The sequence below is a fragment of the Vibrio nereis NBRC 15637 genome (assembly GCF_001591105.1).
GTDB lineage: Bacteria > Pseudomonadota > Gammaproteobacteria > Enterobacterales > Vibrionaceae > Vibrio > Vibrio nereis.
This window is the reverse complement of sequence record NZ_BCUD01000005.1, coordinates 98,430-111,743: the sequence shown is the minus strand read 5'-3', so window position 1 is coordinate 111,743 and position 13,314 is coordinate 98,430. Positions and strand designations below refer to the sequence as shown.

Sequence of the window (13,314 nt, the reverse complement as noted above, 5' to 3'; positions counted from 1 at the left end):
GCTAGCTGGTCTTTTCTTATTTCAGGCAACTATTTATGGTATTTCCTATTTGAATGTGTTGGTTTACTATTTCCAGCAAGCGCTAGGCGATGTTATACCTTTCTCATTTAAAGTGAGGGAAGTGTAGGTGTTACCACCACATTCATCACTATTTTGCCCTTTGGTTGATTGAGGGGTTGCAGTAATAGCATAGCCACTGGCTGTCGTCTCGACGACAATTTTGTAGCGATCGCTATCTACATTACAAAATGTGGTACATACCTTTTGAGCATTAACAATTCCATTGGCCGTATATCCATGGCTATATTTTTCTTCCAAATATAGCTGAATTTTTGCCATATCCGCCATAGCCTGCTTGCGATGACCTTCTTTGACATAGTTGGTATAAGCGGGGTAAGCGATACCCGCTAAAACACCCACAATAACAACCGCGATCATTAACTCGATCAATGTCATACCTTGTTGCCAACTGAAGCTTGGTTTGCAGAAAATTTTTCGAATCATTTCCATTACTTCTCTTTATAAAACAACACTATTTTTGATAGCTGTTAGCATCTATGCAAGTTGATTCATCATCATCTCACTGTTTGCAAAGGATTTTGGGAAATGCATCGCGGCTTTACCTTACTAGAGCTTCTCATCACAGTTGCTGTTTTAACGGCACTATTGCTTTTTGTCGCCCCCAGTTTTTCAAAAGTTAGCCAAAAAACGAAAATGGCTAATTTAGCTAATGAATTACAGGGTTTTTTGATCCAAGCTAAATCGGAATCAGTGTTACGAAATCAAGACTTGTGGGTTCACATTCAAGGTTTTCCTTCATCCACTGGAGACTGGAAGTTAATACTTGCGAGTGTGTCTGATGTTACCGCAATAACATCAGCCAATACTGTTGCTGAACTGCAAGGTAAACGATATCGCAATCTAGTTGTGTCAAGTACGACTTCTATAACTAAAGTGAAATTTGATCATGTAATGGGTAACCCACAAAACGCGGGAAGTATTTTGTTGAAACGATCTCAATCAGATACGAATCCGATAAAAATAATAGTTCATAATCGAGCGGGACGGATAAAAGTATGTGCTATGAATGAGGCGAAATATGGCTTTGAACAGTGCTAAACAGAAAGGTAATACGCTAATTGAATTTATGATTGCAGCCTTACTAGGAATTATTGTCATAGGAATTGTTGGTGCTGTGTTTCTTTCTAACCAAAAATCAGCCGCACAGAGGAGTAAAGAAATCATGCTACTGCAGCAAATGAGTAGTGTAATGCAGCAGATGAAAGAGGATATTCAGCGAGCTGGTTTTGATGGTATTGCGACAAACTCCATGTTGCTTTCTGGTTCATCAAATATTCTTTACCGACAGCCTAATAAAATCGGCTATGTTTATAGAAAAACATCGAATACTACAAGCAATACGGTATATCAGCTTAATAATAATATGTTGGAATATTGCCAAAAAGAATCTACATCACCTTTAAGTGTTATTTCCTCTGCTAGTGAGTGTTTCGATCTCTTTGAACCTAAGCAAATTAAAGTAACTCAATTTGATATTGGCCGAACCGTATTATTGGGATCTTCAATAGAGAGTGCATTTATTTCTATTTCAATGGCCGCTGAATTAACAAATGATCCAACGATTTCTCATGTGATTTCATTACAAGTTCAGCAAAGGAATTGGCAATGACACGTACATATAAATATCAACAAGGTGCAGCCACTCTACTGATTACCTCCATATTACTTTCTGTAGCTTTGGTGGTGACGTTGGGATCATACAAGAGTCTGTTTTATCAAATTAAGCGCGCGCAGAACGAAGTAAAGTCAAGGCAAGAACATTGGTTGGCTGAAGGTGGGGTGGAGTGTATTTATACTAAAACAGTTCAAGATGGCGTAATTCCTACAGCCCCCTCAATTCCTGAATGTAACATTGCTACTCATAATATCACTTTCTCATATGAATCTTTGGCAAAGACTAACCCTACAACAAAGGTAAATAGCTCAATTGGTTACGCAGATGTGAGTAAGAATATTGTTATCCCTGTCGCTGGAGGGGCTGGTGCTATACGTAGTGCATCAAATCTAGTAGTTAATGCGTCTGTGACGGTTGCTCCTGAACCAGGGAATCTAAAAAAATCTGGCAACGATGAATATTATGAGTGTGTTTCAATGGTTGTTAGAGATAAAGCATATTTTGGATCTGGTTTTACGAATGATGACTTGAACTATTCTGCAGGAGCGAGTCCTGGCAGTAAATACAAATCTGGAGTCAAGTGTGGTGCAAGTTTTATTACAAAGTCTAGCTCTCCCGTTGGGTATCACCTAGGCCTGGATGGCAAGGTAAAAAAAAATGGTCTTGAACTTGATGCTCAGCGAGATACTGAATTATCCCCATTCAAAGACTTTTTTGGAAAAAAAGTTTCTGATTGGAAGCTGGTTAGAGATGATCCCAAAAATAATTTCATAAAAATAACGACGAATAGCGGTGGTGATTGTTATGAAAAGATCAATAACGCAAATTTGAACAAAAACGGAAACAATTCTATTTGGGTTGATGGTCACTGTGAATTTGATTCAAACCTTGCTCAGTTGTTAGGAAAAGGACAGAATCCAAATATGAAAGTTCTTCTTGTGGTTCACGACGGTATTGTGGGTGGCCGAAGCGCCGTAGATGTGAATGGTGTTTTTGTGCATGTGAATAGCTCTTATAAACCAAAAGCAACACAATGGAACGACGCAGGGTTTGATCCAAGCTTAATTGCAACGTTAAAACATACCCCAAATGATTTTGAGAGTGGGCTCGAAGCGATTGGGGAAAATAATGATGCAGCACTAGCTACCATGTTTATGGAAGGCTCATTTAACTTCAACGGAGGAATGATCTTGGATGCTCCAAATCAGAGTGCTTTATTTAAAAACTCAATCAATTTGAAGTTTAACTCAGATATTATGAAGGAATTTTCTAACAGTTCACTACCTCCTAGATGGCAAGAAGGAAGCTGGAATGCACAATAAGCAACGAGGTTTTAGCTTAATTGAAATAATGATTTCTTTTGTTTTGATTGGTGTTGGTGCACTGGGGTTGGTTAAGCTGCAAGCGTATATTGAGCAGCGCGCAGATTACGCAATGCACAGTATTGAAGCTCTAAACCTTGCTGAGCAGAAATTGGAGTGGTTTCGTACTCGTGGAACATCCTCAGCAGTCCCCGCGATGCCTTTTGCAAACTTTGATACCAGCATTGTTTCCGGGAACGATACTTCAAACCCACAGTATACTTTGTCTTGGTCAGTGCCTACAGCAACGTTGTCGGGGGCACTAAAAACTATTCATATCGAAGCTTCGTGGCAAGATCGCCATGGCGAAAAACAATCAGTAGAACTGAAAACCATGATCTCTAAACACAGTGAATTCGACTAGCGAGCTCACTGTTGTGTGCGGTTCTATTAAGGTGTATTAAACTGCTTAGAAATTGGTGTTTATTATCGCCCTTTAGATATCTAGGAGAAGTATTTTGCTTCTCCATTATCCCTTTTACCTCCCAAGAAAACATAGCTTCATCGAATATGTATTCTCAGTTTTTGCAAATTCGTTTACTAAGTGTATATGTTGATTTTTCTGTAATGTTTCAAGTGTGTGTCTTTGGTTTTCTATTTTTGCAAAATATATCTCCATATTTGCAAAAAATCCTGGAATCATGTGCTTTCATTTTGTGATTTGAATAGAATGGTTGCCTATAAAAAGACTGGAAAATATTTCTTAAAAGTCTAAGGCAACAACATCACACAATGGAGTTACCATGAGTAACCAAGCAGTCAATAAAGCACCATCTGCTAAAGCTAGTGGCATGGATCGCTTTCTAAACTTTATTGAGCGAGCAGGGAATAAAATACCTGACCCCGCAATTTTATTCTTTTGGGCACTGATCATTACTTGGGGCGCGTCTGCTCTGCTATCTAACGTTTCATTTGATCTAGTTAACCCTCGTACTGGCGACGTTCTTGCTATTAACAACCTTTTAACTGGCGATTCTTTAGCAAGTTTCTTAGCTAACATGGTGAAAACCTTTACTGGTTTTGCTCCACTTGGCATCGTTTTGGTGGCTATGTTAGGTGTGGGTGTTGCAGATTCTTCAGGTTTTATCACGACTGGTCTTAAGAAGATGCTGAACTTTACGCCAGCGAAACTTCTTACTCCAATGCTTATTCTTGTGGCTATTGTGTCACACACGGCAGCGGACGCAGGCTATGTTCTCGTTATTCCTCTCGGTGGTATTATCTTCCATGCGGCTGGTCGTCACCCGCTTGCAGGTATAGCTGCGGCATTTGCGGGTGTATCGGGTGGTTTCTCTGCAAACTTTATCCCATCAGGTATTGATCCTTTATTGGCTGGCTTTACTCAAACTGCGGCGCAGGTTCTAGACCCTGACTATGTAGTAAATCCATTAGCGAATATCTTCTTTACGGGCTTATCTTCAATGCTTATTGTGGGTATTGGCTGGTATGTGACAGAGAAAATCATCGAACCGCGTTTGACGAATACGCCAATCGATGATGATGCAGAGCAAGCGCCAGATCTAGGCTCTTTCACTGAGCTGGAATCAAAAGCATTCCGCTATGCAGGTTGGGCCATGATGGCGGGTATTGCGGTATTGGTCGCGGCATTGATCCCTGAAACTTCTGCATTGCGTTCGCCTGATGGTGAAATAACCTCTTTTTCAGCACCAATTATGAAGTCGATCGTACCGTTGATCTTCATTTTATTTATCATTCCTGGTTATGTGTACGGTAAAGTGTCAGGCGCATTTAAGACCAGTAATGACATCATCAAGGCGATGGCTGATACCATGTCGACCATGGGTGCTTACATTGTTATGTCATTTTTCTGTGCTCAGTTCCTATCAGCGTTTGCGCAATCGAACATCGGCACTATGTTAGCTCTTTATGGTGCTCAAGGACTGAAAGCGATGAACCTTCCAGGCGAAGCGACCATTATTGGTATGATTCTTCTGACAGCGTCTGTGAACCTACTCATTGGTTCGGCATCGGCGAAGTGGGCTCTAATTGGTCCAATCTTGGTGCCAATGCTGATGGCGGTTGGTATTTCTCCAGAATTATCACAGGCGGCTTACCGTGTCGGTGATTCGGTATCGAACATTATTTCACCACTGATGGTATTTTTCCCGCTTGTGGTGGTTTACTGTCAACGTTACGTGAAGTCGACGGGTATCGGTACACTTGCATCACTAATGATGCCATTCTCTATTGCGATGCTGATTGGCTGGTCTATCTTCTTGTTAGGTTACTGGGCGATTGGTATTCCACTTGGTATTCAAGCTCCTTACACTTACAGCATGTAAATTGGTTGGAACTTAATTTTAAAAAGGGCTCGTCAAATGTGACGGGCCCTTTTTGTTTTTATGGTGCCTGATTTCCGTTATTCTTAGCGCCATTGATGAGATACAAAATACTAAACTAGGGTCCCACGTTGTCAGAGTTACATTTTACGCCTGAAGATGAGCAATTTATGCGCCGCGCGATGCAGTTAGCTGAACAAGCAGAGCTTGAAGGAGAGGTGCCTGTCGGCGCGGTACTAGTGAAAGATGGTAAGGTTATAGCGGAAGGTTGGAATCAGTCAATTGGCCACCACGACGCGACAGCCCACGCAGAAATGCAGACTTTGCGTAGAGCAGGTCAAACACTGGAAAACTATCGCCTGTTGGATACCACGCTCTATGTGACTTTGGAGCCTTGCCCGATGTGTGCCGGGGCACTTTTGCATAGTCGAGTGAAAAGAGTCGTGTTTGGTGCTCCAGATCTAAAAGCCGGGGCGGCTGGGACTGTCTTAAATCTATTTGAGCATCAAGCGGCGTATCATTATGCAAATGTAGAGCATGGCTTACTTGAAGAGGAATGTCGCTCTCAGCTACAAAACTTTTTTAAGCGTCGAAGAAAAGAAAAAAAAGCAGAAAAGCAAGCTAAGCGTTTAGATGAAGGGAAGTAGTAGGTTTCAAGCAAACATCTTCATTTAGATGTTTGCTTACAGGGGGTTACTCACTAATCAATTTCATAAAGGCACGGTGGCGTGCAATCACTTTTTTCTTATTGTTGCTCAACATACGCTTGCGACGGTTTGACGCAACCGTTTTGTTAATTCGTTTTGACTTCAGTTTACGTCCATGCATAACACGACCTCCTATTGGGACAAAACTAAACCAGTTACTTACTCGTTAGGGCATCGCTGGTCATTGGTTACGGTACGTTTTGTATCATTCTAATGTTACAGTTTTATAACCCATGGCTAGTAGTGACTTGAAACTTGTATATGTGGGTTAAATACACATACAAGTTTCAGACTGGACGAGCTACTGACTGTTGGTTGGCTGAGCACTAGATGTTGCACCAGAAACACTGATGGAACTCGACAGTGCCGATTCCGGAACTTGTATCACGGTAAAATCACTCGCGCTGTCTTCATCTTCTTTGGCGGCTTGCTGCTCTACATGGCCAATAATGCTTTGGTAATATCTACGAATGTTTTCCACGTAGTTTTTGGCTTCATCTCCGCGAGCATAACCATAACGAGTTTGGCTGTAATAAGCGCGTTGACGAAGCAGCGGAAGCCTCTCTTTCACATCCGCCCACGCGTCAGGATTATCCCCTTGCTTGCGTGTTAGACGTCGCGCATCCATAACATGACCGTATCCGACGTTGTAGGAAGCGAGCGCAAACCAGATCTTTTCATGATCGCTAATAGAGTCTGGAATTCTACCAACCATACGTCTCAAGTATTTAACCCCACCTTTGACAGATTGTTCTGGGTCTAGGCGATTGGTAACACCAACGATTTTTGCTGTCGGGAGCGTTAACATCATCATCCCGCGTACGCCTGTCGGTGACTTCGCGGTCGGATTCCAATGCGATTCTTGGTAAGCCAGGGCCGCGATCAAACGCCAATCAAACTCTTCTGAGTACTTTTGAAACAGTGATGACCATTTTGGCAGTTTAGAGTCGAGCGCACGAATGAAGGCTCTGGTATCGACATAATCAAAGGAACCGATGTGGCCGATATACTTCTCTTCTAGAGACGCGAGTTCGCCGGATTGTTTGATGTGCCCAAAGAATTCAATGACGAGTGCATAGAGACTTTCATCTTGGGAAGGTCTCAAGAACCATGAAATTGGCTGATCTTCGGTTAATTCGAAGGCAACTGCGATATCAGGATAGATACGTTGCGAAAGAGACACTTCTACAGAGTCCGCAACGGTCAGAGGTAAATTCCCATCTGAGACATTTTTTAGCAGATCATTAACATCCGCATCTTGGTTAACGTCGAAGAGAAATTCAGGATATTGAGAGCGGATATTGCTAAGAGTTTGATTAAAGTGTGCGTCACCCACAATTTGAAGTATTGGTTTGCCTTCGTTTTTCTCAACGAGTTCTTCTTGCTTCTTTAACAGCTGCTTGAGGCTTCTTGGTCGCCAGTTCCCTTGTTTGTAGACGACTTGCTGGCTGACATAGTAATAAGCAGGGCCAGGTCTGAATTTTTTCATCCGTTCAGTCGACTGCGTTAATCCGGCAGCGATAATGTCAATCTCACCATTTAGCAACGCAGGATAAAGGCGTGAAGCACGATAAACGGGTTTCATCTCAAGCTTTACACCAAGTTGATTCGCAAACTCGCGTGCTAACTCATAATCTAGGCCAGCAGGACCGTCAGGACCAATGTAGTAGGATAATTGATTGTTGAGTGTCCCAACGCGCAGAACGCCGCGCTCTCTGATCTGCTCTAGATCGCTTTTAGGCGCAGACTCAATTTGACAGCCAGCAAGTGTCAAAATGCTGATTATCATTAAGGCTAAGGCACGCAGGTGGGGTAGGTAATACTTTTTCATTAGTTGACGATCTCATACATCCAGTCAGGCATTTATATCAAAGTGTCATAACAAGGCAAGACAATGAAGAGGTAATCGAACCCAGTTCTTGATTTTGGCGTACCTCTAAATTGACAAAAAAAATGACGCAAACGGTTGCTTTTGGTGTTACATCACAAAAACAATTGCTATATAATGCGCTCGCAAAGGAGAGGTGGAATTGGTATGAGTTTGATAGAACACGTTCTAACTGACTGAATTTATTCCAATATCACCTCAGGGTCTATTGACCTTTTGAGATAATTTTTGCAGCAGCTTGTGGGTTCTTTATATAAGGCAGAGGCTTTGATATGTAGTTACTCTACTTGATAAGCCGATAACGCAGTAGAAAGGAGCCACAAACGCTGCCCGAAGGGTTCGGCTAAAAGCATTTTACTCTTTGTTGAGAGGTATTTGCTTAGAATGACTAGGCGGTACACCTCTCGCCGCGATTAAAATGCTTTTATCTCGAACAAAATTTTACCGCAAAAGGTAAATAGACCTTAACAATTGCATAAGAGACCTAAGCACATGAGAATTTTGCGTGGCTCCCCAGCTCTATCTGAGTTTCGTGTTAATAAACTACTGGAACTTTGTCGTGAACAAGACTTACCTGTCACAGGTATTTACGCAGAGTTTATGCACTTTGCTGATCTTACCGCTGATCTAGATGCGCCTGAGTTAGAAAAGTTAGAAAAACTGCTGACTTACGGCCCAACGATCGAAGAGCACGAGCCTCAAGGTCTTTTGCTTCTAGTGACCCCTCGTCCGGGAACTATCTCACCTTGGTCTTCTAAATCTACCGATATTGCAAAAAACTGTGGTCTAAGCAAAGTTAAGCGTCTTGAGCGCGGTACCGCTTACTACGTAGAAGCTGCGTCGGAATTATCTCCAGCTCAAGTTGACGCAGTGAAAGCGTTAATTCACGACCGCATGATGGAAACCGTGTTCACGGAACTTGAAGCAGCTTCGGCACTGTTCACTGTAGCAGAGCCTGCGCCAGTCGCTCACGTTGATATCTTAGCAGGTGGTCGTCTTGCGCTTGAGGAAGCAAACGTTTCCCTTGGTTTGGCACTAGCAGAAGACGAAATTGATTACTTAGTGGAGAACTTCACTAAGCTAGGTCGCAATCCAAACGATATTGAGCTGATGATGTTTGCTCAGGCTAACTCAGAGCACTGTCGTCACAAGATCTTTAATGCAGACTGGACTATCGATGGCGTAGACCAAGATAAGTCACTGTTTAAGATGATCAAAAACACTTTCGAAACGACACCAGACCATGTTCTGTCAGCTTACAAAGATAACGCAGCGGTAATGAGCGGTTCTAAAGTGGGTCGTTTCTTCCCAGATCCAAAATCTCGCCAATACACTTACCACCATGAAGATGCGCATATCTTGATGAAGGTAGAGACGCACAACCACCCAACAGCAATCTCTCCATGGCCTGGTGCATCAACGGGCTCTGGTGGTGAAATCCGTGACGAAGGCGCGACAGGTATCGGTGGTAAACCAAAAGCGGGTTTGGTTGGTTTCACAACTTCTAACTTGCGTATTCCTGGTTTTGAACAGCCTTGGGAAACTGATTTCGGTAAGCCGGGTCGTATCGTAAACGCATTAGATATCATGCTTGAAGGTCCTCTAGGCGGCGCGGCATTCAACAACGAATTTGGTCGTCCAAACCTATTGGGCTACTTCCGTACCTACGAAGAGAAAGTGACCTCTCACGCGGGTGAAGAAATTCGTGGTTACCACAAGCCAATCATGATTGCTGGTGGTATGGGTAACATTCGCGACGAGCACGTTCAGAAGAAAGAGATCCCTGTTGGTGCGAGCCTAATCGTACTTGGTGGTCCGGCAATGAACATCGGTCTTGGTGGCGGTGCTGCGTCTTCAATGGCGTCAGGTCAGTCAGCTGAAGACCTAGACTTTGCGTCAGTACAACGTGAAAACCCAGAGATGGAGCGTCGTTGTCAGGAAGTGATCGACCGTTGTTGGCAGCTAGGTGAAGAGAACCCAATCGCATTTATCCACGATGTGGGCGCGGGCGGTATCTCTAACGCACTTCCTGAGCTTTGTGACGACGGCGAGCGTGGCGGTAAGTTCCAGCTACGTGATGTACCAAATGATGAGTTGAGTATGAGCCCTCTGGAAATCTGGTGTAACGAATCTCAGGAACGTTACGTTCTTGCGGTAGCGCCAGAACAGATGGAAGCATTCGATGCAATCTGTAAGCGTGAGCGTGCACCTTACGCAGTCGTTGGTGTTGCAACAAAAGAGCGTCACCTGACACTAGAAGACTCTCACTTTGATAACACGCCAATCGATATGCCAATGGATATCTTGCTTGGTAAAACACCGAAGATGCACCGTGACGCGAAAACGCTGAAAGTTGATAGCCCAGCGATTACACGTGACGGTATTGATATCAATGAAGCGGTTGACCGCGTACTTCGTCTTCCGACCGTTGCTGAGAAAACGTTCCTAATCACCATCGGTGACCGTTCGGTAACGGGGTTAGTTGCTCGTGACCAGATGGTTGGCCCTTGGCAGGTTCCAGTGGCGAACTGTGCAGTGACGGCGGCAAGTTACGATACCTACCACGGCGAAGCGATGTCGATGGGTGAGCGCACTCCGGTTGCGCTACTAGACTTTGGCGCATCAGCTCGTCTGGCGGTTGGTGAGTCACTAACTAACATTGCAGCGACAGATATCGGTGATATCAAACACATTAAACTGTCTGCGAACTGGATGTCTCCAGCAGGCCACCCAGGTGAAGATGCAGGTCTTTACGAAGCGGTGAAGGCGGTGGGTGAAGAACTATGTCCGGCGCTAGGTCTGACTATCCCGGTTGGTAAAGACTCAATGTCAATGAAAACCAAGTGGGAAGATAACGGTGAGAGCAAAGAAGTGACGTCCCCGCTATCGCTTGTTATTACTGCGTTTGGGCGTGTAGAAGATGTACGCAAGACTGTGACACCACAACTGCGCACTGACAAAGGTGAGTCTTCTCTAGTCCTTGTTGACCTTGGCAACGGTAAGAACCGTTTGGGTGCGACAGCACTGGCACAGGTATACAAGCAACTTGGTGATAAACCAGCAGACGTAGACAACGCTGAGCAGCTAAAAGGCTTCTTCGATGCAATGCAAACACTGGTTCGTGATGACAAGCTAGTGGCTTACCACGATAAAGGCGACGGCGGTCTATTCGTAACACTTGCTGAGATGGCATTCGCTGGCCACTGTGGTGTGAAAGCGAATATCGCAGAGCTGGGCGAAGATGCGCTAGCAGTTCTATTTAACGAAGAGCTAGGTGCGGTTGTTCAGGTTAAGAACGACGACCTGGACTCAGTGCAATCTACGCTAGCTGCTAACGGCTTAGAAGCGTGTTCACACGTGATTGGTTCTGTTGATGCGTCAGACAACTTCGTTATCGCATCTGGTGATGCTGTAGTACTTGAGCGTTCACGTACAGACCTACGTGTTATCTGGGCTGAAACAACGCATAAGATGCAAGCTCTACGCGATAACCCAGCGTGTGCAGACCAAGAATTTGAAGCGAAGAAAGACAACACAGACCCGGGTTTGAACGTATCTCTAAGCTTTGATGTGAACGAAGACATTGCTGCTCCTTACATTGCAAAAGGCGCGAAACCTAAGATGGCGATTCTGCGTGAGCAGGGCGTAAACTCTCACGTTGAAATGGCAGCAGCGTTTGACCGTGCTGGTTTTGAAGCCACCGACATCCACATGAGCGATATTCTGACTGGCCAAACGGTACTGGATGAGTACCAAGGTCTGGTAGCGTGTGGTGGTTTCTCTTACGGTGACGTACTAGGCGCGGGTGAAGGTTGGGCGAAGTCTATCCTATTTAACGCACAAGCTCGTGAGCAGTTCCAAGCGTTCTTTAACCGTGAAGAGACATTCTCCCTAGGTGTGTGTAACGGTTGTCAGATGCTTTCTAACCTGAAAGAACTTATCCCAGGTGCAGACTTGTGGCCACGTTTTGTTCGCAACGAGTCTGAGCGTTTTGAAGCACGCTTTAGTCTAGTTGAAGTACAGAAGTCTGATTCTGTGTTCTTCGATGGTATGGCTGGCTCACGTATGCCTATCGCGGTTTCTCACGGTGAAGGTCGTGTAGAAGTACGTGACGGTGAGCACCTAAACGCAATTGAAGCGTCAGGTACTGTAGCACTACGTTACGTTGATAATAATGGTAACCCAACGCAACAATACCCGAATAACCCGAATGGTTCGCCAAATGCGATTACCGGTCTGACAACAGCTGACGGTCGTGTAACCATTATGATGCCTCACCCAGAGCGTGTATTCCGTACGGTTGCTAACTCTTGGTCGCCAGAAGGCTGGGGTGAGAATGGCGCTTGGATGCGTATGTTCCAAAACGCACGTAAGAACATTGGCTAATTAAATATCAATGTTTTAATCAAAAAAGCGCAAGCCATGTGGCTTGCGCTTTTGTTTTTGCAATATGTTCATCACCTGAGTATTTGGTTCTCGTTAGCGAAATGAAAAAATCTATCCAGTATGGCAAATTTTTACAGCTTAGCACCTACATTTATGCTCTAATACTGCGCGCTTGCCAATGGAAGGGGCGTATGAGAGCTTCATACCTATGGATAGCTCAAAGCAATGTAAAAAACTTCCTGAAGGGTAACAATATGTCTAAATTTGCAGTTCGCGTAACAGAAAAACGTAGTGGTTGGTGCGCGGAGATTACACGCCAAGTGACATCTCGAAAAACAGTAGTCTCGAAACGAGAAACGGGATTTGAATCTGAAGAGCTTGCAAAAGCTTGGGGTGAAAAAGAGTTGGCTCAATTTATCCAGAACCAAACTGAGCGAAGCACTCGTAAGTCGGCGCAAAGAAAAGCGCGCAACGCGGAATAACAAGCTTTACGCAAAAAGGTTGACGATATCGTCAACCTTTTTTGTATCTGGCTTAGCGAAACTGTCCCGCTTCTGGTAAGAAGTCAAACCCTGCATTCGCTAGCTTAGTTTCTAAGGCTGCTCTATCTATATCGAAGAAGTTTGCCAATTTATCGAGATCACCGGAAAAGTCATCACGAAGCTTCATATTCACAATGCTCATCAGCATGACAGGGTCCATGCTTTCAAAGTTTGCTAGATTCATCTCTAGTCCTCAAAGTCTGAAATTAATAGATTTGCCGCCGCAAACGCCGCTTTTTCTCGCGCTTCCATTGGTAAAGATTCATCGGCAGCAATCTCATTCAATGCTTTAACAGCACACGAAATTGCTTTTGGTACATACGCCTGATCACCACTGCCTATCTGAGCATAAAGCTCTCGAACCAATTCACAGCAACTGTACACTTGCATGGTAAAACCCTTAATAACTGATAACTGCGCTCAAATATACAGCG

At 44.1% G+C, this 13,314-nt stretch carries 12 protein-coding genes and 1 pseudogene; 8 read left to right on the top strand and 5 right to left on the bottom strand.

What is annotated here, in order from left to right; translation table 11 throughout:
* Window positions 1-66: 66 nt before the first annotated feature.
* Window positions 67-510, bottom strand: coding sequence for a type IV pilin protein (locus VNE01S_RS07380; protein WP_053395233.1), 444 nt, complete (start codon window positions 508-510; stop codon window positions 67-69).
* Window positions 511-606: 96 nt separating this feature from the next.
* On the opposite strand from VNE01S_RS07380, the gene VNE01S_RS07375 reads away from it, so the two are divergent.
* The 6 genes from VNE01S_RS07375 to tadA all read left to right on the top strand — a co-directional run bounded on the left by VNE01S_RS07375 (window position 607) and on the right by tadA (window position 6,004).
* Window positions 607-1,119, top strand: coding sequence for a pilus assembly FimT family protein (locus VNE01S_RS07375; protein ID WP_053395232.1), 513 nt, complete (start codon window positions 607-609; stop codon window positions 1,117-1,119).
* The gene (locus VNE01S_RS07370; protein WP_053395231.1) at window positions 1,100-1,690 is read left to right on the top strand and encodes a PilW family protein; all 591 of its coding nucleotides are present in this window, start codon (window positions 1,100-1,102) and stop codon (window positions 1,688-1,690) included. The genes VNE01S_RS07375 and VNE01S_RS07370 overlap by 20 nt, the downstream gene beginning before the upstream one ends.
* Window positions 1,687-3,018, top strand: coding sequence for a hypothetical protein (locus VNE01S_RS07365; RefSeq protein ID WP_053395230.1), 1,332 nt, complete (start codon window positions 1,687-1,689; stop codon window positions 3,016-3,018). The genes VNE01S_RS07370 and VNE01S_RS07365 overlap by 4 nt, the downstream gene beginning before the upstream one ends.
* Complete coding sequence (locus VNE01S_RS07360) at window positions 3,008-3,421, top strand: type IV pilus modification PilV family protein (RefSeq protein ID WP_053395229.1); 414 nt, start codon at window positions 3,008-3,010, stop codon at window positions 3,419-3,421. The genes VNE01S_RS07365 and VNE01S_RS07360 overlap by 11 nt, the downstream gene beginning before the upstream one ends.
* 379 nt (window positions 3,422-3,800) lie before the next feature.
* Complete coding sequence (locus VNE01S_RS07355) at window positions 3,801-5,360, top strand: AbgT family transporter (protein WP_053395228.1); 1,560 nt, start codon at window positions 3,801-3,803, stop codon at window positions 5,358-5,360.
* Between the two features lie 128 nt (window positions 5,361-5,488).
* On the top strand, window positions 5,489-6,004 hold the full coding sequence (gene tadA, locus VNE01S_RS07350) for a tRNA adenosine(34) deaminase TadA (RefSeq protein WP_053395227.1): 516 nt from the start codon (window positions 5,489-5,491) through the stop codon (window positions 6,002-6,004).
* A 46-nt stretch (window positions 6,005-6,050) separates the two neighbouring features.
* Here tadA and VNE01S_RS19695 read toward each other — a convergent pair whose 3' ends face one another.
* Window positions 6,051-6,185 carry a hypothetical protein gene (locus tag VNE01S_RS19695; protein WP_281178089.1) on the bottom strand — a complete coding sequence of 45 codons (135 nt, stop codon included), beginning with the start codon at window positions 6,183-6,185 and terminating at the stop codon, window positions 6,051-6,053.
* Window positions 6,186-6,365: 180 nt separating this feature from the next.
* Complete coding sequence (gene mltF / locus VNE01S_RS07345) at window positions 6,366-7,895, bottom strand: membrane-bound lytic murein transglycosylase MltF (protein WP_053395226.1); 1,530 nt, start codon at window positions 7,893-7,895, stop codon at window positions 6,366-6,368.
* A 549-nt stretch (window positions 7,896-8,444) separates the two neighbouring features.
* Between mltF and purL the strand changes: the two genes are divergently transcribed.
* Together purL and VNE01S_RS07335 are read left to right on the top strand one after the other, a co-directional pair.
* On the top strand, window positions 8,445-12,338 hold the full coding sequence (gene purL, locus VNE01S_RS07340; RefSeq protein ID WP_053395225.1) for a phosphoribosylformylglycinamidine synthase: 3,894 nt from the start codon (window positions 8,445-8,447) through the stop codon (window positions 12,336-12,338).
* Window positions 12,339-12,592: 254 nt separating this feature from the next.
* Window positions 12,593-12,817 (top strand): annotated as a pseudogene (locus VNE01S_RS07335) (DUF3622 domain-containing protein); the annotation flags it as partial.
* A gap of 55 nt (window positions 12,818-12,872) precedes the next feature.
* On the opposite strand, the gene VNE01S_RS07330 reads toward VNE01S_RS07335, so the two are convergent.
* Both VNE01S_RS07330 and VNE01S_RS07325 read right to left on the bottom strand, forming a co-directional pair.
* Window positions 12,873-13,064, bottom strand: coding sequence for a DUF4250 domain-containing protein (locus VNE01S_RS07330; RefSeq protein ID WP_053395224.1), 192 nt, complete (start codon window positions 13,062-13,064; stop codon window positions 12,873-12,875).
* 2 nt (window positions 13,065-13,066) lie between these two features.
* A complete protein-coding gene (locus VNE01S_RS07325) occupies window positions 13,067-13,270 on the bottom strand; it encodes a YaeP family protein (RefSeq protein ID WP_053395223.1) in 204 nt (67 codons plus the stop codon).
* Window positions 13,271-13,314 lie beyond the last annotated feature (44 nt).